This window comes from Amycolatopsis sp. DG1A-15b (assembly GCF_030285645.1).
Classification (GTDB): Bacteria; Actinomycetota; Actinomycetes; order Mycobacteriales; family Pseudonocardiaceae; genus Amycolatopsis.
Genome location: NZ_CP127296.1, coordinates 9,179,873 through 9,202,223 on the forward strand (window position 1 = coordinate 9,179,873; position 22,351 = coordinate 9,202,223).

Below are 22,351 nucleotides of genomic sequence, written 5' to 3' on the forward strand. Positions count from 1 at the left end.
CCCGACGTTGCAGAGAAGGTGACCGGAAGTGACCGACGGCCTGTACCAGCTTGCCGAGGAGCACGAGGAGCTGCGGGCCGCGGTCCGGGCCCTGGCCGAGAAGGAGATCGCGCCGTACGCGGCGGAGGTCGACGAGAACGAGCGCTACCCGATCGAGGCGTACAACGCGCTGGTCAAGTCGGGTTTCAACGCCGTGCACATCGGTGAGGAGTACGACGGGCAGGGTGCCGACGCCGTCGGCGCCTGCATCGTGATCGAAGAGGTCGCGCGGGTCGACGCTTCCGCGTCGCTGATCCCGGCGGTCAACAAGCTGGGGACGCAGCCGATCATCCTGTCGGCTTCGGAGGGCCTGAAGAAGCTGGTGCTCCCTTCGATCGCGTCGGGGGAGGCGTCGGCCTCGTACGCGCTCTCGGAGCGTGAGGCCGGGTCGGACACGGCGTCGATGCGAGCGCGGGCTCGGCTCGATGGTGACCACTGGGTGCTGAACGGCACCAAGTGCTGGATCACCAATGCGGGTGAATCTTCCTGGTACACGGTGATGGCTGTCACCGATCCTGATGCCGAGAAGAAGGCCAACGGGATTTCGGCTTTTGTCGTGCACAAGGATGACCCCGGGTTCTCCGTGGGGCCGAAGGAGAAGAAGCTCGGGATCAAGGGGTCGCCGACCCGGGAGATCTATTTCGAGAACTGCACCATTCCCGAGGACCGGATCATCGGCGAGCCCGGGACCGGTCTCAAGACGGCGCTGCGGACGCTTGATCACACCCGGCCGACGATCGGTGCTCAGGCGCTGGGTATTGCGCAGGGGGCGCTCGATGCTGCAATTGCTTACGTGAAGGATCGCAAGCAGTTCGGTAAGTCGATCGCCGAGTTCCAGGGCGTGCAGTTCATGCTCGCCGAGATGGGGACGAAGATCGAGGCTGCTCGGCACCTGGTCTACGCCTCGGCCGCGGCTTCGGAGCGTGGGGACAAGCGGGCCGGGTTCATGGCTTCCGCTGCCAAGACCTATGCGTCCGATATCGCCATGGAGGTGACCACGGACGCGGTTCAGCTCTTCGGTGGGGCCGGGTATACGCGGGACTTCCCGGTCGAGCGGATGATGCGGGACGCCAAGATCACGCAGATCTACGAGGGGACCAACCAGATCCAGAAGGTGGTCATGGCTCGGGCGCTGTTGAAGGGCTGATTCTCTCCGCGGCCCATGACGTGAGGATCACCAGGGCGTCGTGGGACGGGGTGCCCGGCTCGGCGGTCAGGACCATCAGACGCTGGCCCGAGCCGTCCGGGCTGGCCCACGTGTCGCAGTCCAGGGTCAGCTTGCCCACCCGGGGGTGGCGGTAGCGCTTGGTTCCGTACGTTGCGCTGTTGACGTGGTGTTCCGCCCACCACGTGCGGAAGTCCGGGTCCTCTACCGACAGGTCGCCGACCAGGCGGGACAGGTCGGGGTCGCCGGCGTCGGCCGCCGCCTCCATGCGGAGGGCTGCTACCGCTTCGCGGGCGTCGTGCTCCCAGTTCTCGTGCAGTTCGCGGACCGCCGGGTTCGTGAACAGCAAGCGCAGGTAGTTGCGCCGGTCCGCGGGGATGACCTCGAAGTCCGTGAAGAGGGCCGTGGCCGCCGGGTTCCAGGCCAGGATGTCCAGGCGCTTGCCGAGGACCAGCGCCGGGGTTGCGGTGAGCTGGGCGAGCAGCCTGCGCATCGCGGGACGCAGGCGCTGCGGGGGACGGCGCCTCCGGGGGAGGGCGTCGGCTCGGCCGGCCAGCTCGTGGAGGTAGCGCTGCTGGTCGTCGTCCAGGCGCAGGGCGCGGGCCAGGGTGATCAGCACCGGCGCGGACGCCCGGACCCGGCCCTGCTCCAGGCGGGTGTAGTAATCCACGCTGATCGAGGCGAGCCGGGCGACCTCTTCACGGCGCAGGCCGGTGACCCTGCGGGCCGTCTCCGGCTCGGGCAAGCCGCAGTCCCGCGGGGTCAGCTGGGACCGGCGGGCCTTGAGGAACGCTCCCAGCGCCCGGGGATCGGAGTCCGGCGTCATGGTCTCCAGTGTCCCGGCGCCTCGGTGGCCGCGGGCGGGTGAAGGGGGGCAAGTTCTTTCCCCGGCAGAAACCTGTCTCTCCCGCCCGGGCCGAATCCGACGGAATGTGGTGGAGCACCAGCACACCGTCTCGAGGAGAGCCCCCATGGCCACCACCACCGTCGGTTTCGACAGCGCCGGCATCCCGCTCGCCGCCCACCTCCACACCCCGGACACGCCCGCTTCCGGGCCGCGGCCGGCACTGGTCGTCGGGCACCCCGGCACCGGCGTCAAGGAGCAGACCGCCGGCACCTACGCGCGGCTGATGGCCGAACGCGGCTTCGTCACCCTCGCCTTCGACGCCGCCTACCAGGGTGAGTCCGGCGGCCTGCCCCGCGGGCTGGAAGACCCCGCCCAGCGCGTGGAGGACTTCAAGGCCGCCGTCTCCTTCCTCGCCACCCGCGAGGAGGTCGACGCCGAGCGCATCGGCCTGCTCGGCATCTGTGCCTCCGGTGGCTATTCGCTCGCGGCCACCGGGGGCGACCACCGCGTCAAGGCCGTGGCCACCGTCTCCGGGGTCGATGTGGCCCGGCAGTTCCGCTACGGCGCCGACGGCACCCAGGACCCGGCCGTCTTCCGGCACCTCCTCGGGCTCGCCGCCCAGGCCCGGAGCGCCGCCGCGCGCGGCGAGGATCCCGGGGTCATGGCCGTGTTCCCCGAGACCGCCGCGGAGGCCGGTGCGCTCGGCGGGCAGCACGGCGTCGAGGGCTTCGAGTACTACCGCACCCCGCGGGGCGAGCACGAACGCTCCGCGAAGTTCCTCGCCTGGCCGAGTGTCGACAAGCTGGCTTCGTTCGACGCCTTCCACGCCGTCCCGCTCATAGCCCCTCGCCCGCTGCTCCAGATCGTCGGCACGCGCGCCGTCACGTCCTGGATGGCCGTCGAGGTGCACCAGCGCGCCGCCGGGCCCACGGAGCTCCACTGGATCGAAGGTGCGAGCCACGTCGACCTCTACGACAAGAAGGAGTACATCGACCCCGCCGTCGAGAAGCTCGCCGCCTACTTCGGCGCGGCGCTCTGACGCGCCGGAGGAAATTCACTCACCAGGGGGAGGTTCGAACAAGTTACTCGCGCGTTAAGCCCGTCGGTGACGTGGGTCACCATCGGTTCACAGAGAGGTGAAGCGGATGGGCGCAACGACGCGCAGGTGGCTCACGGCCGCCGCGGCCGCGGTGGCGGCACTCGTACTGGGGGCGGGGACCGGCCAAGCGGCGGAACGAGAACCCACCGGACCCGTTCAGCCCAACATCCTCACCGCCGCGCTGTATTCGCTCGGGGCGCCCACCATCGCGCCGCCCGGGGCCAACGACTGGGGCTGCAAGCCCTCCGACCGGCATCCGAATCCCGTCCTCCTCTCCAACGGGACCACCGCCAACGCCTACGAGAACTGGGCCAACCTCTCCCGGAAGCTCGCCGACGCCGGGTACTGCGTCTTCGCCGGGAACTTCGGCGGTGCGCCCGGCTCCTTCCTGCAGACCGTCGGGCCCGTGGCCGACACCGCGAAAGCGCTTGCCGCCTTCGGGGATCGGGTCCTCGCGGCCACCGGGGCGGCGAAGCTCGACGTCGTCGGGCACTCACAGGGCGGGATGAACGTCCGGTACTGGATCAATTACCTCGGCGGCGCCGGCAAGATCAGCCGGCTGGTCGGGCTGTCGCCGTCCAACCACGGGACCGATCTCTTCGGCCTGTTGAGCACCCTCGAGCGGATCCCCGGAGTGCCGGCCGCGCTCGGGACCGTCTGTCAGTCCTGCAACGAGCAGGCCGTCGGCTCGGCCTTCCTCACCGACCTCAACGCCGGTGGGGAAACCGTGCCCGGCATCCAGTACACCGTCATCCAGACCCGCTACGACGACGTCGTGACGCCGTACACCAGCGCCTTCCTCGAAGCCGCGCCCAACGTGAAGAACATCCTGCTCCAGAACGTCTGCGGGCTCGACTTCACCGACCACCTCGGCATCACCTACGACCCCGTCGCCCAGGGACTGGTGCTCAACGCGCTCGATCCCGCGCACGCGAAGACGCCGCCCTGCGTGTTCGTGCCGCCCGTCATCGGCTGAGTTTCGCCACATGAGACATAACCCACCGCCGAGGCGGATTTCCGCTCCGGCGGTGTCACTCTCGAAGCATGTATTGGCCGGTTCCGGCGTCCTGGACGCCCCACGACGAAGCCGAGCTGGTCGCCGGCTGGCGGCTGTGGCTCGAGCTGTCCGATCGCGCCTGGCCGACCGCCGCCTGGGACGGGACCCCGGCCGGCGCCGTCCGCCAGCTGCGTGACCTGCTCGCCGCGTGCGACGAGATCGAGACCGCCTACCGCGCGGCCGCCGACGCGCCGTCGCCCGGGTTCCTGAGCCTGACGCAGGGGCTCGCCGTCACGGCGGGCTCGGCCATCTCGCTGTGGTTCGACGACTTCGACCAGCTCGACGGCGAGCGCGCGGCGCTGCTGCACGAAGACCTCACCCGGTTCGCCGAGCAGGCGGAACAGGTGCTGACGCTGCTCGCGGTCAATGGCGGCTGGGCCGGCCTCGACGAGGTGCGGCGCCGCCCCGCCTAAGACCCGGTCAGCGTCGGATCGATGCCGCCTCCCTCGACGGGCAGGAACCGCAGGCCGCCGAGGACATCGTCCAGCGGGCGGTCCAAGGTCAGCTCCTGGCCCGGTCCGATCGTCCAGCCGAGCTCGACGACGTTGTCGACCTCCTCCCGGTCCTCGACCAGGTGCGTGATGTCCCGGCTCCCGGCCGACCACTCGCCGCCGACGGTCAGGTGCAGCCGGGCGACCAGCACGCCCGGCGCCGGGAGGTGCCAGCCGAACCGGTGGACGACGAACTTCGTGCTCCAGCTCGCCCAGTACATCCAGCCCGAACCGTCGGCGCGGAAGCCCAGGTCGGTGTACTCCGGCGAGCCCGGGTAGACCTCCTGGTCCGACCAGTATCCGATCAACCGCGTATCCACCGCGGGATCGTCCCACCGCGGCGGCGGACGGCGCTGCCCGCCGAGTCCACATGCGACGGCCGGTAGCCGGGCGGTCGCGTATTCCGGTCCGGCTCGTCCCAATGCCGCAACGACGTTGCGCCACCCGGCGCAGCCGATCATGGATCGGATTGGGTACCTAGAAGGCATGAACCGGACAGAGGCCACCGCCGAACGAGGCGAGAAGAGCAACACCGCGCAACTGCTCGGCCGGGTCGGCATGGCGTGCTACGGGGTCGTGCACCTCGTGCTCGCCTACCTCGCCCTGCAGGTCGCCTTCGGCAGCAGTGAGCAGGCGGACCAGAAGGGTGCACTGGAGCAGATCGGCTCGTCGGCGTTCGGGCAGGTCCTGCTCTGGGTCGTCGCCATCGGGCTGGTCCTCTTCGGGCTGTGGCAGTTCCTGATGGCCGCCACCGGCTACGACTGGGTCAGCGGCGGCAAGCGGACGCGCAAGCGGATCGGCGCCGCCGCCCGCGGTGTCGTCGTCCTCGTGCTCGGCTTCACCGCCGTCCGGCTCGCCACCGGCAGCAGCAGCGGTGGGTCGAGCAGCCAGAAGCAGCAGGAGTTCACCGGTAAGCTGCTGTCGCTGCCGGCCGGGCCCGCCTTGGTGGTCCTCGTCGCGGTGGCCATCCTCGGGGTGGCGATCGCCGCCGGGATCAAGGGTGTGAAACAGAAGTTCCTCGAAGACCTCAACACGACCGAGCTACCGGCCAAGTCGCGCCGCTGGGTCGGCTGGCTGGGCACCACCGGCTACCTCGCCAAGGGGGTCGTCCTCGCCGTCGTCGCGATCCTGCTGGCCATCGCCGGGTTCAACGCCGACGCGCACAAGGCGGGCGGCCTGGACGCCGCGCTCAAGACGCTCGCCGCCCAGCCCTTCGGCACCGCGCTGCTGACCGTGGTGGCCCTGGGGCTCGCCGCGTTCGGGGTCTATTGCTTCCCGGCCGCTTGGGCGCACAAGCGCTGAGAAGGTGCCTGTCGGTTTCCTGTCGATCACCGTCCGGAGCTTCGGATCAAGGTGCCCGGTGCCCTACTTTGGGTCGGGTCAGTTGAATATTCACCTACCCGGGAGCTGAAACCGATGTTCGGACGATTCAAGGACGTGGCCCTGTTGCTGGGGAGGATCGGCGTCGCGGTCGTCTTCCTCGCGCACGGGCTCCAGAAGTGGAATAACGGCATCGACGGCACGGCGAAGTTCTTCGCGATGACGGGCATCCCGCTGCCCACAGCCGCCGCGGTCTTCGCGATGACCGTCGAAATCCTCGGCTCGGTCGCCTTCATCATCGGCTTCCTGCTGCCGCTCGTCGGCATCGGCTACGTCGTCATCTCGGTCGGTGCGCTCCTTTCGGTGCACGTCGACAACGGCCTGACCGGCCAGGGCGGCTACGAGCTGGTTCTGGTGCTGGCGCTCGCCGGGCTCGCCCTGGGCTTCAACGGTGGCCGGCTCTCGCTCGACCACCTGCTGTGGGGCCGCAAGCGTGCCCGTCGCGACGCCGAGGTCGGCGAACTGCAGGACGCCTGACCCCGTGAGAAGTGTGAAGGCCACCTCGCCGAGGTGGCCTTCACGCTGTTATGCCGGGAGGTCCGCCGTGGTGCGTTCCGCGTCACGGCGGGAGGCGAGTTTCGCCGGATCCGCGTTGCTGACGTGCACCAGGTGGGCGCCCGCGGCCAGGGGGACGAGCAGGCCGTCGAGGATGCCCTCCGGCCCGCTCCAGTCCCGGGTCGACAGCACCCGGTCTGCCGCGGTGAGGCCGAGTTTCGCGGCGCGGGCCCTGGCTTCGGCCAGCACCTCGTCCACAGTGGACTCGAAGAGCGCGGCCGTGGTGCCCGGGATCGGGAAGAGCGGGCGGTACTGGTCGCCCGCCAGCCGCGACTCGGTCAGGTAGTCGAACGCGCCGCCGCCCGGCGGCTCGGCGAGGCCGCGGCCCATCGGGTCCAGCGTCACGACGGCGGTGGCCGCCGCGCCGGTCGGTTCCGGGTCGTCCGGCCCGACGAACGCCACCCGCGCGCCGGCGCCGTCGGACACGACCCGCGCCCCGCACCACCACGCCCCGAGCAGCACGCCTACGGTCTGCCAGTGCGCCGGGAGCTGCACCGCCACGGCGTCACCGGGCTCGACGTCGAACTCCTCGGTCAGCCAGTTGGCCGTCTTCGCCGCCCAGTTGGCGGTGGTCGCGACGGACAGCTCGACGCGGCTGCCGAGCTGGTCGTCGTAGTGGGTGATCAACGGTTGGGCGGCCGGCAGCGGGCGCAGCAGCTCGTCGGTCAGGCTCATGGGGACAAGGCTAAAGCGCGGACCGCGCGCGGCGCCGGTTGACACCGGATGATCGACCTCAGTACGTTTGCTTTGAAAGCAAATTTATCTCGGAAGCTGGGGAGCATCATGACCATTCTCGTCACCGGGGCCACCGGACACGTCGGACGCGCGGTGGTCGACGCGCTCGTCGCCGCAGGTCAGGACGTCCGGGCGTCGAGCCGGGACGCCGCGAAGCTCGACGTTCCGGACGGCGTCGCGAAGGTGAGCGCGGACCTGGAGGACGCCTCGACGCTGGAGCCCGCGCTCGACGGCGTCTCTGCGGCCTTCCTGTACACGCGGCCACAGGGCATCGAAGGATTCGTGAAGGCGGCCGAAGCGGCGGGCGTGCGGAACGTCGTCCTGCTGTCGTCGGCCGCGACGCTCGAACCGGACGCCGCACAGAGCCGGATCGCGGGCCTGCACCGCGCGGTCGAGCAGGCCTTGGCCGCGGGATCGTTCGCTTCCACGGCGCTGAACCCGGGCGCCTTCGCGACGAACACGCTGGCCTGGCGCGCGGACATCGCGGAAGGCGTGGTCCGCACGGCGTACCCGGACTCGCGGACCGGGTCGATCCACGAGCGGGACATCGCCGACGTCGCGGCCCGGATCCTGATCGACGGCTCACACGACGGGCAGTCGCTCGCGCTGACCGGCCCGGAGCCGATCTCGTTCCGCGAGCAGGCCGCGGTGCTCGCGGACGTCCTCGGCCGGCCGCTGCGGGTCGAAGAACTGACGAAGGAGCAGACGATCGAGCGCATGCTGGCGCTGGGCTGGCCGGCGGATGTGCCGGCGTCGGTCCTCGGGGCCTGGGAGCGGACGTTGCGAGAGCCGTCGGTGGTGACGGACGTGGTGCGCGAGGTGACCGGTCACGCGCCGCGGACGTACCGGCAGTGGGTGGAGGACCACCGCGCCGACTTCAGTTGACGCAGGGAACGCCGGGCGAGTCCCGGAGCAGCGGCGCCGCGGCGGGGGCGGCGCCGCTGCCCGAGCCGCCGCCGGCCGCGGAGGTGGGGACCGCGGCCGAGCTGCCGCCGGGTGCCTGGGCCGCGGCCGGCGCCGGGCGGCCCGCCAGGCCGGCGACGAACTCGCGGACCGCCTTCAGGTCGACCTGCACGATGCTCTGCCCGTCCGCGCTCCGGCCGTTCGCCGTGACCACCGGGATCGTCGCGAACGCCAGGTCACCCGAGGCGATCCCCCTGGCCTGCTGCGCGAACTGCAGCAGGTCGAGGCCCGGGTCCAGCGTCAACGACCGGTGCACCGCGTCCATCAGGTCGTTCAGCGTGCCCGGGCTGGTCAGGGTGCCCGCCGAAAGCAGCTGGTGCAGTGCCGAGGACAGGAACGCCTGCTGCCGCACGATCCGGTCCAGGTCGCCGCGCGGCAGGTTCTTCCGCTGCCGGACGAACGACAACGCCTCGCCGCCCGAGACCGTCTGCTCGCCGCGGCGGAAGTTCGCGCCCGAATCCTTGTCCTCGGTCGCGTGGTTCAAGCACACCTTGACGCCGCCGAGCGCCTCGGTCAGCAGGTAGAAGCCCAGCAGGTTGATCTCCGCGTAGTGGTCGATCCGCACCTGCGTCAGGTCCTGCACCGCCTGCACCAGCACCCGGCGGCCCTCGGTGTCGGAGTCGCGCTCGATCTTCGCCTGGTCGCGCTCGCCCTGCCCGCGCAACGCCTGCGCGAAGTGGGCCTTCGCGATGCCGTACGCCGAGTTGATCTTCGCCTCGCCGCGGCCCGGGATGGCCGTCCACGTGTCGCGCGGGATCGAGACCGCCGACGGCTTGCCGCCGTTCTTCGGCACCCGCAGCACGATCATCGTGTCCGTGTTCACCGCGCCGTCGTTGGCCTCGGTGCGCAGCTGCCGGAGCACCCGCGCCGGCAACGCGTTGCCCTGGGCGTCCGTGCGCGCGTCGCTGCCGACGAGCAGGATGTCGTCCGCGCCGTCGTCCGCGGGCGGCGGTGCGGGCTCGCCGGCCCGCGGGGTGAGCGCGTCGGTCGTCGGGACCGTGCTCTGCAGCTGGTCCTTGGTGACGTAGACGTAGCCGCTGGCACCCAGCGCGAGCAGCGACACCAGGCCGACCGCGACCCGGCGGCTCGCCCGGCCCACGCGCCGCATCCGCGACGGCGCTGGAGCAGGCGCCTGCCGCGGAAACGGCGACGGCTTCCAGTCGTCGCCGTCGCCCTCTGTCACCGGCTCGGCCGTAGCCTCCGGTTCTTCCTGCTCGTCTGCCACGCTGGCCTACCTCCCCCGAACACCCTGCGTACGCAGTCTAGTTGACGCAGGGAACGTCGCCCGCCGTGATCGGCGGTGCGGCGGGGGTGGAAGAAACCGCCGGCGGCTTGACCGCGGTCGACGTCGGCGCGCCACCGGCGCCGGCGGCCGAGTTCCGCACGTCCTTGCCCAGCAGCACGCGTACGTGCCCGGCCGGGACGTCCCGGTCCGGCTCGGCCTGCACCCCGGTGCCCAGCGCCTGCTTGACCAGGCCCAGCGCGGTGTCGTCGGCCGGGTTGTACCGGACGACCGTGGTGTTGCGTGCACCCAGCCGCTGGTCGGCGGCGAGTGTGAAGCCCTTGCCCTGCAGCATCGTGTGCGTCTGGCCGGCCAGCGACGGCGAGCCCGAGCCGTCGAACAGCTCGACCGTGACGGCGTTCGCGCCGGGCAGCTGCGTCGACGTCGGGGCCGCCGGGGTGCTGCCGTCCGACGTCAGCCGCGCCACCTCCGCCGCCACCTGGGCCGGGTCGACGCGCAGCACGTCGGCGCCGCCGATGTTCGCGTTGCCCAGGGTGGGGATGGTGTGGAACTCGATGTTGCCGCCGGTCAGGCCGCGCATCTGCGCGGCGAACTCCGTCAGGTCCCAGCCCTGCGACAGCACGACGGACTTCTTCACGGCCGCCACCAGGTCGGCGATCTTCACCGGGCTGGTCAGCACGTCGGTCGAGATCACCTTGCGGGCCAGGCCGGAGAGGAACGCCTGCTGGCGGGCGATCCGGTCGAGGTCGTAGTTGGGCAGGCCGTAACGCTGGCGGACGAAGGCGAGCGCCTGCACGCCTTCGATGGTCTGGCGGCCGCCCGGCAGGTCGACGCCGGACTTCGTTTCCTTGACCGGGCCCTTGAGGCAGACCTCGACGCCGCCGATGGACTTGGTGATCTCGTAGAAGCTCGCCAGGTTGACCTCGGCGTAGCGGTCGATCATGCCCGGCTTGCCGATGAACTTCTCGAGCGTGGCGATGAGGTTCTTCCGCCCGGCGACCTTCGCCTGCGCGTCGGCTTCCTTGAGGTCGGTCATGCCCTGGCGCTGCAACGCGCGGTAAGTGTCCGTGTACGCGTAGACGAACGCGCTGTTCAGCTTGTGCTTGCCGAAGCCACCGGCCAGTTCCACCCACGAGTCGCGGGGGAACGAGACCGCGATCGCGTGCTTCCCGTTCTGCGGGATGTGCACGAGGATCATCGTGTCGGTGTTCAGCTCGCCGTCGGAGACGCCGGCGTGCAGCATGTCCAGCACCTCGCGCGGCAGCGGGTTGCCCTGCGCGTCGGTGCGGCTGTCCTGCCCGACCAGGAGGATGTCGACCGCGCCGTCGAGCGGCTTCGCGTGCGCCTCGGTGTCGGCGAAGACGTTCGTGGTGGTCAGACCGGTGTTGGGGTCGCCGATGAACTGCCAGCCGTACCAGGTCAGGGCCAGGACGACCACCGACAGCAGGGAAACCACGACCTTGCCGCCGCGGCGGGCGAAGACCGCGGCACCGCGGCTGGTGTCCCGCCTCGGGCGTGCCGGGATGATCGGCGCAGCCTGTTCGGTCACGCGCTTCCTCCCCTGTGACCCCGTGCTTCCCCCAGGACACCAGCGTGTCTCCCACCAAGACTCTACTGAGGGTGTTGTGGGACCTCCGTAGGCTGGGGGCGGATTGCCCCGTCCGGGGGTGTGAGGAAAGGCGGGAAGATGCGGGTCCTGGTCACCGGTGGTGCCGGCTTCATCGGGTCGCACTACGTCCGGCAGGTGCTGACCGGCGCCTACCCGGCGTTGGGCGACGCCGAGGTGGTCGTGCTGGACAAACTCACGTACGCGGGCAACGAGGCCAACCTGGCCCCGGTCGCCGCCGACCCGCGGCTCAAGTTCGTCCGCGGCGACATCTGCGACACAGCGCTGGTCACCGAAGTGATGACGGGCGTGGACCTCGTCGTGCACTTCGCGGCGGAGTCCCATGTGGACCGATCGATCCTCGGCTCGGCCGACTTCGTGCTGACGAACGTGCTCGGCACGCAGAACCTGCTGCAGGCGGCCCTGGAAGCCGGCGTCGGCAAGTTCGTGCACGTGTCCACCGACGAAGTGTACGGCTCGATCGAGCACGGTTCGTGGACCGAAGACCACCTGCTGGAGCCGAATTCGCCGTATTCGGCGTCGAAGGCGTCGTCCGACCTGGTGGCCCGGTCGTTCTTCCGCACCCACGGGCTGCCGGTGTGCATCACCCGGTGCTCCAACAACTACGGTCCGTACCAGTTCCCGGAAAAGGTCATCCCGCTGTTCGTCACCAGCCTGCTCGACGGGGGGAAGGTGCCGCTCTACGGCGACGGGCTCAACGTCCGTGACTGGCTGCACGTGGACGACCACTGCCACGGCATCCAGCTGGTCGCCGACGGCGGGCGGCCGGGCGAGATCTACAACATCGGCGGCGGTACCGAGCTGACCAACCGTTCGCTGACGGAGAAGCTGCTGGAGGCGGTCGGCGCGAGCTGGGACAGCGTCGAGCCGGTCGAGGACCGCAAGGGCCACGACCGCCGGTATTCGGTGGACATCACGAAGATCAGCCGGGAGCTGGGGTACGCTCCGCGCGTCTCCTTCGAGGACGGTCTCGCCGCGACAGTGGCGTGGTACCGGGACAATCGCGCGTGGTGGGAGCCGCTGGCCGGGCGGGCCGCGCTGAAGAAATAGAGGAAGTGCTCGTGCCGCTGACGGTGCTTGTGCCCGGGGGTTCCGGGCAGCTCGGCCGGGATCTCGCCGCGCTGGCGTCCCCTTCGGTGGACGTCGTGGCCCCGGGTTCGGCCGAGCTGGACGTGACGCAGACGGGCCAGGTGCTGGCCGCGGTGGGGGCGTTGGCCGAGCGCGCGCGGGAAACGGGTTCGGCGCCGGTGGTCGTCAACGCGGCGGCGTACACGGGGGTCGACGCGGCGGAAACCGACGAGGAGCGCGCGTTCGCCGTGAACGCCGACGGGCCGCGGGTGCTCGCGGCGGCGTGCGCGTCCCGGCGGGTGCCGCTGATCCACGTCTCGACGGACTACGTGTTCCCGGGTGACGCTTCGGCGCCGTACGAGCCTTCGGACGAGCTGGGGCCGCGGTCGGCGTACGGCCGCACGAAGGCGGCGGGCGAGGACGCGGTGCTCGGCTCGGGGGCGTCGTCGTGGGTGGTGCGGACGGCCTGGCTGTACGGCAAGTCGGGGTCGAACTTCGTGAAGACCATGGCCGCCCTGGAGTCTTCCCGGGACATGTTGTCCGTTGTGGACGATCAGGTCGGCGGTCCTACGTGGACGGCCGACCTGGCGGCGGCCCTGCTCGAGCTGGCGTCCCGGGTGGCCGCCGGCGAGGGGCCGTCGCAGCGGATCCTGCACTGCACGAACGCGGGTTCGGTGAGCTGGTGCGGGTTCGCGCGCGCGGTCTTCGAGCACCTGGGGGCGGACCCGTCCCGGGTTCGGCCGTGCACGACGGCGGAGTTCCCCCGCCCGGCGGTGCGTCCGGCGTACTCGGTGCTCTCCCCGGCGTCGTGGCTGGCGGCGGGGCTGACCCCGATGCGGTCGTGGGAAGAGGCGCTGGCCGCCTACTTCGCCGCGGGGTCAGTGACGCCCTGAGGCCAGCCGGTAGGCGCCCACCGTCAGCTCCGCGCACGTGCGCCACGTGAAGTTCGCCGCGTGCGCACGCCTCGACGCCGAGGTCGCCACCGCGTGCGGGTCCGTCACCGCCGTCCGCAACGCCTCCGCCAGGCCGTCCACGTCGCCGTACGGGACCAGGCTGGCGCATTCGCCCGCCACCTCGCGCAGCGCCGGGATGTCCGTGCAGACCACCGGGACGTCCGAGGCCATCGCCTCCAGCACCGGCAGCCCGAAGCCCTCGTCGCGCGAGGGCAGCACCAGCGCCGACGCGCCCGCCACCACCGTTCGCAAGTCCACATCGGACAGGTAGCCGGTCTGGCACCGCCGCGCGCCACGGGGGAACGGACCCGGGCCCGCGAACACCAGGTCCGGCAGGTCCGGTGCCGAGTCGTGGGCCCTGGCCAGCCAGTCCAGGCCCTTCCGCGGCCCCGCGGCGCCGGCGAACAGCAGGTACCGGGCCGGCAGCCCGAGCCGCGCCCGGCGCTCGTCGTCCGGCGGGCGGGCCGTGAACCACGCCGGGTTCACGCCCAGCGGCGTCACCACGATCTTGTCGCGGGCGACGTCGAGGCGCTCCGCCACCGCGTCCGCGACCGCCGCGGTCGGGGTGCAGATGACGTTCGCCCGGCGCGCGCCGCGGCGGACCAGGGCCGGGAGGTCCTTGTCGCTCGGGGCGAGCTCTTCCGGGTTGTCCAAGAAGGCCAGGTCGTGGATCGTCACCACGCCCGCCGCGCGGAAGCGGCCCGGCAGCACGAAGTTCGTGCCGTGCACCACGTCCGTCGGGCCGGCGAACACCTCGACCGGGGGGAAGTCCGAACGCAGCCACGCCATCCGCAGCAGCCGCGCCGCCACCGGCATCCCGCGGGCGCGGGCGCCGTACGGGAGCACGTGCCGCAGCCGCCGCCAGCCGCGCAGCGTGAACGCCACCGCGCGGGTGTCGACCTCCGGGATCGACACCAGCTCTTCGATCAGCGCGGACGTGTACCGGCCGATCCCGGTGCGCGCGCCGAGCAGCGGGGTGCCGTCGAGGAGGACGCTCAGTGACCTAGCCACGGCGGAGCCGTTGCTTCGCGACCTTCAAAACCCGGCCACCGACGCGCCGCGCCAGCTCGCCGGGCCCGCCCGCGTCGAGGTACTCGCGGATCAGGTCCACGTCCCGCCGCAGCATGGCCCGGCCGCGGACCGGCGGCGTCGTCACCAGGTCCGCCGATCCGGGCAGCCGGTCGGCCGCCGGCCGCGGGTCGCGGCAGAACTCCACCAGCGGCTTCAGCGCCTCGGGCCACGCGAACCGCTGCGCGACGACGGCGAGCCGCTCGACACAGCCCGCGGCGAACTCCTCGTCGTACAACGCCTTTTCGAGTGCGTCGGCCAGCGCGGCGTCGTCTTCGGCCGGGACGACGACGCCGAGCTTCTCCGTCCGGACCAGGTCGGCGAACGCGTCGCCGTCGGTGGTGACGATCGGCAGCCCCGCCCACAGGTAGTCCAGCACGCGGGTGCGGAAGGCGAACGTCGTCTCGACGTGCTCGTAGTGCGTGGTGACGCCGCAGTTCGCGTCGAGCAGCCAGTTCTGGCGCTCGTGGTAGGGCACCCACTGCTCGTTGAAGTAGACGTGCTTGCCGGTCAGCCCCAGCGAATCCGCCAGCCGGATCGTCCGCGCGCCGATGTCCATCTCGGCGACCTCGGGGTTCGGGTGCTTCATGCCGAGGAACACCAGCCGGACGTCGCCGCGGCGGCGGCGCAGCTTGTCGATCGCGCGGACCAGGGTCAGCGGGTCGAACCAGCTGTACACCCCGCCCGCCCACAGCACGACGTGGTCGGTGCCGCCGATGCCCAGCGACGAGCGCAGCCCCGGCCCGGTGCGCACCGGCGGTTCCGGCGGCAGGCCGAAGGGAACGACCGCGAGCAGCGACTGCGTCGTCGGGTCGGCGTCGTAGAGCCGCGGTGAAAGCCGGCCCATCGCGGCCAGGTGCCCCAGCCAGAAGTGCCGCTGCCGCTCGGACGCGCAGAGGAAGAAGTCACCGCGTTCGAGCTGGGCGTCGAGGACGCGGGTGACGCCGGCGAGGTCGGCCGTGCGCTGGTCGTCGGCCACGCCCTTGCCCTGTTCCAGCAGCTCCAGGTGCATCGGGTCGTACAGGTCGGCGACGACGATCTTGCCGCTGTGCTGCTTCTTCAGCGACGGCGCCAGCTCCAGCACGTGACCCTGCAGGACGACGACGTCGGCCCAGGCGATCGGCGCGTCCAGCTCGCGGTGCTTGCCCGCGCTCACCCGGAACGGTGCCGGCGGCGGGGTCGCGAGGGGGTTCGTGGTGATGAGGTGGACGTCGTGCTCCGCGGCGAGCGCGAGGGCGATGTTCCAGGCGCGGATCGCCGGGCCCGCCATCCGCTCGGTGAGCGCGTCGCCGGTGAGCACCAGGATCTTCCGGCGCTGCCCGAAGGCCTTCTCGATGCCGAACGCCTCGACGAGGATGTCGTGCGCGGCCAGGTAGCGCGGCAGCGGGTAGGCGGGCTCCAAAGCCTTGCGCAGCAAGGGAAGCAGGTCGGCGTCGGTGCGGACGCGGGCCGCCTGCTCGACCGCGCGGGACGCGGCCAGCGAGGGCAGCTGCTCGACGAACTGGTCGATGGCCAGCAGCCCGGCGAGCGTGGTGCGGGGGATGGCGACGTCGCCGGACTCGATCGGGCCGACGCCGTGTTCGAGGTCGAGCTGGGTCGCGTCGAGCTCGCCGCGCGCGGTGGCCCGGCGCACCGCCAGGGCGAGCGCCGCGGGCAGCGCGCGGGCCAGGGTCTCGTCGGAGAGGTTCTTGTACAGCGCGGCCAGGGCGTTGCGCTCCAGCAGGAAAGTCTCGCGGCCGGTCTCGGGTGCGTCGACCGACGCCATGGTGCCGTGGTGGCGGTGATAGGTCAGCGACTCCGGGACGTACCGGACGCGCCAGCCGCGCAGGTTGAGCCGCCAGCCGAGGTCGACGTCCTCGTAGAACATGAAGAACCGCTCGTCGAAGCCGCCGAGCTCGGCGAACACGCTCGCCCGGACGAACATCGCGGAGCCGGTGCCGAACAGGACGTCCTTCGCGACCTCGTGCTCGGCGGCCGGGACGTCGGCCAGCGGCGAGCCGGCGTGGCGCTTGTAGCCCATGCCGAACCAGGTCAGCCCGCCGTCGACGAAGTCGGTGCCGGTGCCTTCCCAGTCGAGGACCTTGCTGGCCACGGCGGCGACGCGGGGCTGGGCGCGCAGCTCGGCGACGGCGGCGGAGACCCAGCCGGGTGCCGGGCGGGCGTCGTTGTTGAGGAAGCCGAGGACGGTGCCCTTCGCGTGCTTCGCGCCGAGGTTGCAGCCGCCCGCGAACCCGGTGTTGCGGCCGGCCTCGACGACCTGGGCCTGGGGGACGGCTTCGCGGATGCGCGCGGCTTCGTCCGAGTTGTCGACGCAGATCAGCTCGAGCTCGGGGTAGTCGTGCTCGGCGAGCGCGCGCAGGCAGGTGATCGTGTCGTCGGCGCCGTGGTAGTTCACCACGATCACCGAGACGAGCGGTTGCGGATCCCCCTGCGCCAAAGCCAGCTCCTCGTCGTCGATCCTGGCGCAAGCTTAAAGGCCTGCCCATGCCTCCCAGACCGCGCCTCGGCCGAGCGCCGCGCGGCGGGTGATCTTGCGGCGGGCCCGCAACGTCGCAGGTAGCCGCCCGGCCACTTCGGCGAGCACCCGGCAGCGCAGGCCGAAGCGGAAGTTCGCCGCCGCCGGCCGCCCGGGGCGCAGCGGCAGCACCGCTGTCAACACGGCGAACCGGAGCAGCTGGTTCACCGCGACGCCGCGGGGCGCGCAGCGCAGCAGCATGAGCAGCCGGTTGCGTTCGTTCCAGCGGTGGAACTCCGGCGAGCCCAGCTCGCTGCTGACGCCGTGGGCGTGCCGGGCGCGGGCGTCCGGCGCCGCGACGACGTCCCACCCCGCCAGCCGCAGCCGCCACGCGGTGTCGGTGTCCTCGTAATAACAGAAGAATCCGGCCGGGACGCCGTGCACGCTCTTCAGCGCGTCGGTGCGCAGCAGCGCCGCGCCGCCGCAGAAGCCGAACACCTCCCCGGCGGGCTCGGTGACGTCGGCGCCGTGGCCGTCGGCGGTCAACCGGACGCCGGCGGACTGCGTGGTGCCGTCGCGGCGCACGAGCCGGGACGTCGCCGCGGCGGCCAGCGGCGCCTTTTCGAGGGTGTCCTCCAGTGTCGCGAGCCAGTCCGGCGCGGGTTCGGCGTCGTCGTTCAGCCACGCCATGAGCGGGGTCTGAACCTTTTCGAGGGCGACGGCGAGGGCGCCCGCGTAGCCGGTGTTGCGCGGGAGGCGGAGCACTTCCGGACGCGAAGGATGGGCCGCGAGCAGGGCGGCGGTGCCGTCGCCGGAGGCGTTGTCGACCACGAGCGTCCGATGTGGACGCGTCTGCGCGGCGAGCGCGTCGAGGCAGGCCGTGATGTGCCCGGCGCCCCGCCAGGTCACGACTACCACCGTGGTGGCGGGATTCGCGGTCACGTCCCGCACAATAGCCGCGTGCCCGAACTGGTCGTGCTCGCCGAGCAGCTCCTCGCGCCCGTGCCCGGTGGCACCGGGCGCTACACGGCCGAGCTGCTCCCCGCGCTCGCGAAGACCGCCCCGCCGGGCTGGACGGTGTCCACCGTGGTCGCGCGGCACGCCGATGTCGAAGCGGCCCGCGTGGCCGGCGTCGACGGCCCGCGCGTGCTGCGGATCCCGCCGCGGGCGCTGGTCGCCGCGTGGCAGCTGGGCCTGCGCTGGTGGCCGGGCGGCGACGCGGTGCACGCGCCGACGCCCTTCGCGCCGCCGCGCGCTCCGGCGGGGAAGACGCTGAGCGTGACCGTGCACGACACCGTGCCGTGGACCCACCCCGAGACGCTCACCGCGCGCGGGGTGAGCTGGCACCGGTCGATGATCGCGCGGGCCGCGCGGCGGGCGTCCGGGCTGGTCGTGCCGACGCGGGCGGTCGCCGACGAGCTCGCGGTGCTGATCGACGTCGACGTCCCGGTGCGCGTCGTGCCGCACGGCGTGCGGGTGCTTTCCGGCTCGGCCGAGCTGGACCTGCCGGCGCGGTACGTGCTGGCCGTCGGCACGATCGAGCCGCGCAAGGGCATCGACGTGCTGGTCGACGCGGTCGCGGCGCTGGAGGGCACGGTGCTCGTGCTGGCCGGCCAGCCCGGCTGGGGCGGCATCGACCCGGTGGCGCTGGCGGCCGAGCGCGGCCTGCCCGCCGACCGGCTGCGGGTGCTGGGGAAGGTGACCGACACCGAGCTGGCGACCGTGCTGCGCCGGGCCGGCGTGCTGGCCGTGCCGAGCCTCGCCGAGGGGTTCGGGCTGGGGCTGCTGGAGGCCATGGCGGCGGGGGTGCCGGTGGTGCACACCGACGTCCCGGCGCTGGCCGAAGTGGCCGGCGGGGCCGGTGTCATGGTGCCCCGCGGGGACGCCGCGGCGCTGGCTTCCGCGCTGAGGGAAGTGCTCGGTTCGCCGTCGAGGGCGGCGGAGCTGACCCGGGCGGGGCGGGAGCGGGCGAAGGCGTTCACCTGGCGTCGCGCGGCCGAGGCCGTCTGGGCGATCCACCGGCGGCCCCACGACTGAGGCGCTCACCTGCCCGGTTTGCCAGTTCCTCACCATGGCGCGGGGGTGCCGCCGTACCCTGCAGGGGTGAGCGACGATCCCCGGGTGCTGATCGACGCGACCGCGGTTCCCGCGGACCGCGGCGGTGTCGGCCGCTACGTGGATTCCCTCGTCGCTGCCCTCGACGCGGACGGGGCGCGGATCACCGTCGTCTGCCAGCCCCGCGACCTGCAGCTCTACGACCAGCTGGCGCCGCACTCGCGCATCGTACCCGCGTCGCCGGCCACGACCACCCGCACGGCCCGCCTGACCTGGGAACAAGCGACCCTGCCGCGGCTGGCCCGCCGGCTCGGCGCGGACGTCGTCCACTCGCCGCACTACACGATGCCGCTCGCGACGTCGGCCGCGTCGGTGGTCACGCTGCACGACGCGACGTTCTTCACCGACGCCGTGCTGCACTCGTCGGTGAAGGCCCGGTTCTTCCGCGCGTGGACGGCGACGGCGCTTCGCCGCGCGACGCTGTGCGTGGTGCCTTCGGCGGCGACGGCCACGGAGCTGGCCCGCGTCGGCCCGGTCCGGCACGCTTCCCTGGAAGTGATTCACCACGGCGTCGACAGCGAGCGCTTCCACCCGCCGTCCCCGGCGGAGGTCGCGGCGGCGCGCGCGGCGGTCGGCCTGGGGCGGACGCCGTACGTGGCCTTCCTGGGTGCGCTGGAGCCGCGCAAGAACGTGCCCGCGTTGATCCGCGGGTTCGCGCGCGCGGTCGCCGGCCGCCCGGACGCCCCGGCGCTGGTGCTGGCCGGCCAGCCGGGCTGGGACACCCAGGTGGAGCGGGCGCTGGACGCGGTCCCGCACCGGCTGCGCGTGATCCGGGCGGGCTACCTGCCGTTCGGCACGCTGGCGGGCTTCCTCGGCGGGGCGGAGCTGGTGGCGTACCCGTCACTGGGCGAGGGGTTCGGGCTGCCGGTCCTGGAGGCGATGGCGTGCGGCGCGTGCGTCCTGACCACGCGCCGGCTGTCGCTCCCGGAGGTGGGCGGCGACGCGGTGGCGTACTGCGGCGTGGGCGCCGGCGACGTCGCGGCGGCGCTCGGTGAGCTGCTGGCGGACCCGGGACGGCGCGCCGAGCTGGCAACGGCCGCCCAGCAGCGCGCGAAGGAGTTCTCGTGGGCCACGACCGCGGAACGCCACCGGGAGGCGTACGCGAAAGCCTGGTCCCGCCACCTCCGCACCCGCTGACGGGTACAGGCCGTGATCAGCGATGGTAGACTGAGTGTGCGAGGCCCCCGTGGGGCCGAGTATGAAAGCCCGCGACGCGTCCGGACGGTCGTCTCGCGGGCTTTTCGCTGCCTTTGGGGTCTTTGGTGTCTTCAGAGGTCGAAGCGGTCCGCGATCACCGGACCTGCACGTCGCCGCCAGTCGCCGCCCGCGCCGAAACACCAGGCCACCGCGTCCGAAACCCAGAGAAGAGGTTCGGCGGTCGAGTCGACGTGCTCGTAGGTGAGCTCGGTTTTTGACGGCCGGAAGCCCAGCGCTCTCTGCAGGGTCTGGCGATCGTGTCCGTCGCGGTGGTTGCGCGAGTCGAGGACCAGCCGGTGAGCCTGCAGCCCGAGCAGGTGCTCCGCGAGCAGCGTGAGACAGCGCTGGCGGGCGGCCTCCTCGGTCTTGGGGGTGCACGCTCCGCGGTAGAGCCGCGTGGTGACCGGCATGCCGGCCATCCGGTCGATGAGCATCTTGCGGCGAGGTTCCTTTTCCTTCTTGAAGTGCAGCTCGCGGGCTCCTCGGAGCAGGAGTGATGTCAGTGCGCGTCGCGTGGTGCTCAGGTGTGCAGGTTCCACGATCGTTGCGCACAGCAAATAGCTGCCGCCGCGGGCTGATTCATCGACGAAGGCGTGCACCGTCATCTCATCATCATCTCGCGGCCTGAGGTACGATCTGCGATCGGGCTGGCACTTTCCGTGACCACTTGGTTCCGGGTGGCGAAAGCCTGGTCCCGCCACCTCCGCACCCGCTGAACCGTGCTCCGAGGGTCGCCACGCGTGATCCAGGGGACAACACGTGTGATCGAAGGGTCGACACGGCGACAACCGGCCTCGCGCGGTGTGTCGACCTCGCAATCACGCGTGCCGGCTTCCCGATCACGCGTGTCGGCGCTTCCGTCACGGCCCCCGGGGCGGCGGGGTTGCCCTGCGTGACGCGTGGACAATGGCCGGGTGACTGAGCAATCCCGCTATGGCGACGGTGTCGGCGTCGTGACCGTGACCTACTTCTCCGAGGACACCATCGAGCGGTTCCTCGACACCCTCGAGAAGGCCACCGAGCGCGAGGTCAAGGTGGTCGTCGCGGACAACGCGTCCGTCGAGGGGGCCCTCGAGCGGGTCACCGCCGGCCGGAAGAACGTGCAGCTGCTCACCATCGGGGAGAACGTCGGCTACGGGACCGCCGCGAACCGGGGCGTCGCCGAGCTGGACGACTCCTACGGCTGGGTCGTCGTCGTCAACCCGGACCTCGAATGGGAGCCCGGGTCGCTCGACGCGCTCCTCGAGGTCGCCCGGCGGTGGCCGCGCGGCGGTGCCTTCGGGCCGCTGATCCACGATCTCGACGGCACGGTCTACCCCTCGGCGCGGCTCCTGCCGTCCTTCGGGCGCGGGATCGGGCACGCCGCCTTCGCGAAGGTCTGGCCCGGCAACCCCTGGACCAAGCAGTACCGGCAGGAAAGCGGCACGCCGGCCGAGCGCACCTCGGGCTGGCTGTCCGGCTCGTGCCAGCTGTTCCGCCGGGAGGCGTTCGACTCCGTCGGCGGCTTCGACACGCGCTACTTCATGTACTTCGAGGACGTCGACCTCGGCGACCGGCTGGCGAAAGCGGGCTGGCTGAACGTCTACGCGCCGTCCTCGCGGGTGACGCACGAAGGCGGCCACTCGACTTCGCAGGCGTCGAAGAAGATGCTCGCGGCGCACCACGCCAGCGCCTACCGCTACCTCGCCGATCGCCACCAGGGGCTCGCCTGGAAGCCGGTGCTGGCCGCCGTGAAGCTCGGCCTCGCGCTGCGGCTGAAGCTGGAGACCCGCTAGATCCCGTCGAGCCGGCGCGAAAGGTCGGACTTGCCGATGTTCTGCGTCACCGTCGGCACCAGGCCGGTGTCCTCCGGATCGGGCTCCTTCAGCGGGCTCGTGACCTGCTCGGCCTGGGGCCGGCGGGCCAGCGGGGTGGGCACCGGCTTGGGCATCGGGGTCGTCGGCGACGGCATGCTCAGCGGCGTCGTCTGCTGCGGGCGGCGGCCGCCCTGGACCTCCATCCGCCGCGTCGGCGCCGAGCCGGCCAGCGGGTGGTCGTTCTCCTCGATCAGCGACGCCGGCAGCTGCGTGGTCGTGTCGGGGTCGCGGCTGCGGTCGAGCCCGTCGATCTGCGCGCGCGGGATCTGCTGGGTGTTCGACGAGTCCATCGGTGACGTTGCGCTGTCGGGTGTCACGACGAACACACCGCGCGCCTGGGCTCGTGCGAGCAGGGCGTCCGCCCGATCGCGGGGGTCCATCCCCTCGGCCTCCCGACTGACCCGGGGCCCTCTGGGGAAAGGCCCGCCTGTTTCCTGT

The 22,351-nt window shown here is 72.0% G+C and carries 22 protein-coding genes; 12 read left to right on the top strand and 10 right to left on the bottom strand.

From position 1 onward, the window contains the following. Nucleotides 1–28 precede the first annotated feature (28 nt). A complete protein-coding gene (locus QRY02_RS42700; RefSeq protein ID WP_285988371.1) occupies nt 29–1,186 on the top strand; it encodes an acyl-CoA dehydrogenase family protein in 1,158 nt (385 codons plus the stop codon). Here the strand turns inward: QRY02_RS42700 and QRY02_RS42705 are convergent. Then, on the bottom strand, nt 1,158–2,030 hold the full coding sequence (locus QRY02_RS42705; protein WP_285988372.1) for a helix-turn-helix domain-containing protein: 873 nt from the start codon (nt 2,028–2,030) through the stop codon (nt 1,158–1,160). The genes QRY02_RS42700 and QRY02_RS42705 overlap by 29 nt on opposite strands. A gap of 145 nt (nt 2,031–2,175) precedes the next feature. On the opposite strand from QRY02_RS42705, the gene QRY02_RS42710 reads away from it, so the two are divergent. From QRY02_RS42710 to QRY02_RS42720, 3 genes are all read left to right on the top strand, one after another. Next, nucleotides 2,176–3,090: an alpha/beta hydrolase gene (locus tag QRY02_RS42710; RefSeq protein WP_285988373.1), complete on the top strand. Its 915-nt coding sequence runs from the start codon at nt 2,176–2,178 to the stop codon at nt 3,088–3,090. 106 nt (nt 3,091–3,196) lie between these two features. Then, on the top strand, nt 3,197–4,126 hold the full coding sequence (locus QRY02_RS42715; RefSeq protein ID WP_285988374.1) for an esterase/lipase family protein: 930 nt from the start codon (nt 3,197–3,199) through the stop codon (nt 4,124–4,126). Nucleotides 4,127–4,194: 68 nt separating this feature from the next. Further along, nucleotides 4,195–4,620 (top strand): hypothetical protein, encoded by a 426-nt coding sequence (locus tag QRY02_RS42720; protein WP_013222910.1) that lies wholly within the window; start codon nt 4,195–4,197, stop codon nt 4,618–4,620. On the opposite strand, the gene QRY02_RS42725 is transcribed toward QRY02_RS42720, so the two are convergent. Continuing rightward, complete coding sequence (locus QRY02_RS42725; RefSeq protein WP_285988375.1) at nt 4,617–5,018, bottom strand: hypothetical protein; 402 nt, start codon at nt 5,016–5,018, stop codon at nt 4,617–4,619. The genes QRY02_RS42720 and QRY02_RS42725 overlap by 4 nt on opposite strands. A gap of 166 nt (nt 5,019–5,184) precedes the next feature. On the opposite strand from QRY02_RS42725, the gene QRY02_RS42730 reads away from it, so the two are divergent. Together QRY02_RS42730 and QRY02_RS42735 are read left to right on the top strand one after the other, a co-directional pair. Beyond that, nucleotides 5,185–6,000: a DUF1206 domain-containing protein gene (locus tag QRY02_RS42730; protein ID WP_285988376.1), complete on the top strand. Its 816-nt coding sequence runs from the start codon at nt 5,185–5,187 to the stop codon at nt 5,998–6,000. A gap of 114 nt (nt 6,001–6,114) precedes the next feature. Next, nucleotides 6,115–6,555 carry a DoxX family protein gene (locus QRY02_RS42735; RefSeq protein ID WP_285988377.1) on the top strand — a complete coding sequence of 147 codons (441 nt, stop codon included), beginning with the start codon at nt 6,115–6,117 and terminating at the stop codon, nt 6,553–6,555. Nucleotides 6,556–6,603: 48 nt separating this feature from the next. Here the strand turns inward: QRY02_RS42735 and QRY02_RS42740 are convergent, their stop codons facing one another. Further along, the gene (locus tag QRY02_RS42740) at nt 6,604–7,308 is read right to left on the bottom strand and encodes a TIGR03089 family protein (protein ID WP_285988378.1); all 705 of its coding nucleotides are present in this window, start codon (nt 7,306–7,308) and stop codon (nt 6,604–6,606) included. Between the two features lie 108 nt (nt 7,309–7,416). Between QRY02_RS42740 and QRY02_RS42745 the strand changes: the two genes are divergently transcribed. After that, nucleotides 7,417–8,253, top strand: coding sequence for an NAD(P)H-binding protein (locus QRY02_RS42745; RefSeq protein WP_285988379.1), 837 nt, complete (start codon nt 7,417–7,419; stop codon nt 8,251–8,253). On the opposite strand, the gene QRY02_RS42750 is transcribed toward QRY02_RS42745, so the two are convergent. Both QRY02_RS42750 and QRY02_RS42755 read right to left on the bottom strand, forming a co-directional pair. After that, a complete protein-coding gene (locus tag QRY02_RS42750) occupies nt 8,246–9,556 on the bottom strand; it encodes an LCP family protein (RefSeq protein WP_285988380.1) in 1,311 nt (436 codons plus the stop codon). The genes QRY02_RS42745 and QRY02_RS42750 overlap by 8 nt on opposite strands. 37 nt (nt 9,557–9,593) lie before the next feature. After that, nucleotides 9,594–11,123, bottom strand: coding sequence for an LCP family protein (locus QRY02_RS42755; protein WP_285988381.1), 1,530 nt, complete (start codon nt 11,121–11,123; stop codon nt 9,594–9,596). A gap of 138 nt (nt 11,124–11,261) precedes the next feature. Between QRY02_RS42755 and rfbB the strand changes: the two genes are divergently transcribed. After that, complete coding sequence (rfbB, locus tag QRY02_RS42760) at nt 11,262–12,251, top strand: dTDP-glucose 4,6-dehydratase (protein ID WP_285988382.1); 990 nt, start codon at nt 11,262–11,264, stop codon at nt 12,249–12,251. Between the two features lie 5 nt (nt 12,252–12,256). After that, on the top strand, nt 12,257–13,162 hold the full coding sequence (rfbD, locus tag QRY02_RS42765) for a dTDP-4-dehydrorhamnose reductase (protein ID WP_285988383.1): 906 nt from the start codon (nt 12,257–12,259) through the stop codon (nt 13,160–13,162). Here the strand turns inward: rfbD and QRY02_RS42770 are convergent. Genes QRY02_RS42770 through QRY02_RS42780 form a run of 3 tightly spaced genes read right to left on the bottom strand, consistent with a single transcriptional unit; the run spans nt 13,148 to nt 17,696 of the window. Then, a complete protein-coding gene (locus tag QRY02_RS42770) occupies nt 13,148–14,233 on the bottom strand; it encodes a glycosyltransferase family 4 protein (protein WP_285988384.1) in 1,086 nt (361 codons plus the stop codon). The genes rfbD and QRY02_RS42770 overlap by 15 nt on opposite strands. Next, on the bottom strand, nt 14,226–16,727 hold the full coding sequence (locus QRY02_RS42775) for a glycosyltransferase (protein ID WP_285988385.1): 2,502 nt from the start codon (nt 16,725–16,727) through the stop codon (nt 14,226–14,228). Before QRY02_RS42775 ends, QRY02_RS42770 begins: the two co-directional genes overlap by 8 nt. Before the next feature lie 33 nt (nt 16,728–16,760). Continuing rightward, nucleotides 16,761–17,696 carry a glycosyltransferase family 2 protein gene (locus QRY02_RS42780; protein WP_285988386.1) on the bottom strand — a complete coding sequence of 312 codons (936 nt, stop codon included), beginning with the start codon at nt 17,694–17,696 and terminating at the stop codon, nt 16,761–16,763. A gap of 9 nt (nt 17,697–17,705) precedes the next feature. Here QRY02_RS42780 and QRY02_RS42785 point away from each other — a divergent pair, with 9 nt between their 5' ends. Continuing rightward, on the top strand, nt 17,706–18,782 hold the full coding sequence (locus QRY02_RS42785) for a glycosyltransferase family 4 protein (protein WP_285988387.1): 1,077 nt from the start codon (nt 17,706–17,708) through the stop codon (nt 18,780–18,782). An 84-nt stretch (nt 18,783–18,866) separates the two neighbouring features. Then, nucleotides 18,867–19,997: a glycosyltransferase family 4 protein gene (locus tag QRY02_RS42790; RefSeq protein ID WP_285994082.1), complete on the top strand. Its 1,131-nt coding sequence runs from the start codon at nt 18,867–18,869 to the stop codon at nt 19,995–19,997. A gap of 131 nt (nt 19,998–20,128) precedes the next feature. On the opposite strand, the gene QRY02_RS42795 is transcribed toward QRY02_RS42790, so the two are convergent. Then, the gene (locus tag QRY02_RS42795) at nt 20,129–20,662 is read right to left on the bottom strand and encodes a DUF3800 domain-containing protein (protein WP_285988388.1); all 534 of its coding nucleotides are present in this window, start codon (nt 20,660–20,662) and stop codon (nt 20,129–20,131) included. 309 nt (nt 20,663–20,971) lie between these two features. Here QRY02_RS42795 and QRY02_RS42800 point away from each other — a divergent pair, with 309 nt between their 5' ends. Further along, complete coding sequence (locus QRY02_RS42800) at nt 20,972–21,832, top strand: glycosyltransferase family 2 protein (RefSeq protein ID WP_285988389.1); 861 nt, start codon at nt 20,972–20,974, stop codon at nt 21,830–21,832. Here the strand turns inward: QRY02_RS42800 and QRY02_RS42805 are convergent. Continuing rightward, the gene (locus QRY02_RS42805) at nt 21,829–22,293 is read right to left on the bottom strand and encodes a hypothetical protein (RefSeq protein ID WP_285988390.1); all 465 of its coding nucleotides are present in this window, start codon (nt 22,291–22,293) and stop codon (nt 21,829–21,831) included. The genes QRY02_RS42800 and QRY02_RS42805 overlap by 4 nt on opposite strands. Nucleotides 22,294–22,351 lie beyond the last annotated feature (58 nt).

Coding starts and splice junctions, on each gene's coding strand:
- QRY02_RS42745 (WP_285988379.1), top strand. CDS start 7,417: ATGACCATTCTCGTCACCGGGGCCACCGGACACGTCGGACGCGCGGTG.
- QRY02_RS42715 (WP_285988374.1), top strand. CDS start 3,197: ATGGGCGCAACGACGCGCAGGTGGCTCACGGCCGCCGCGGCCGCGGTG.
- QRY02_RS42705 (WP_285988372.1), bottom strand. CDS start 2,030: ATGACGCCGGACTCCGATCCCCGGGCGCTGGGAGCGTTCCTCAAGGCC.
- rfbB (WP_285988382.1), top strand. CDS start 11,262: ATGCGGGTCCTGGTCACCGGTGGTGCCGGCTTCATCGGGTCGCACTAC.
- QRY02_RS42735 (WP_285988377.1), top strand. CDS start 6,115: ATGTTCGGACGATTCAAGGACGTGGCCCTGTTGCTGGGGAGGATCGGC.
- QRY02_RS42730 (WP_285988376.1), top strand. CDS start 5,185: ATGAACCGGACAGAGGCCACCGCCGAACGAGGCGAGAAGAGCAACACC.
- QRY02_RS42795 (WP_285988388.1), bottom strand. CDS start 20,662: ATGACGGTGCACGCCTTCGTCGATGAATCAGCCCGCGGCGGCAGCTAT.
- QRY02_RS42740 (WP_285988378.1), bottom strand. CDS start 7,308: ATGAGCCTGACCGACGAGCTGCTGCGCCCGCTGCCGGCCGCCCAACCG.
- QRY02_RS42720 (WP_013222910.1), top strand. CDS start 4,195: ATGTATTGGCCGGTTCCGGCGTCCTGGACGCCCCACGACGAAGCCGAG.
- QRY02_RS42805 (WP_285988390.1), bottom strand. CDS start 22,293: ATGGACCCCCGCGATCGGGCGGACGCCCTGCTCGCACGAGCCCAGGCG.
- QRY02_RS42710 (WP_285988373.1), top strand. CDS start 2,176: ATGGCCACCACCACCGTCGGTTTCGACAGCGCCGGCATCCCGCTCGCC.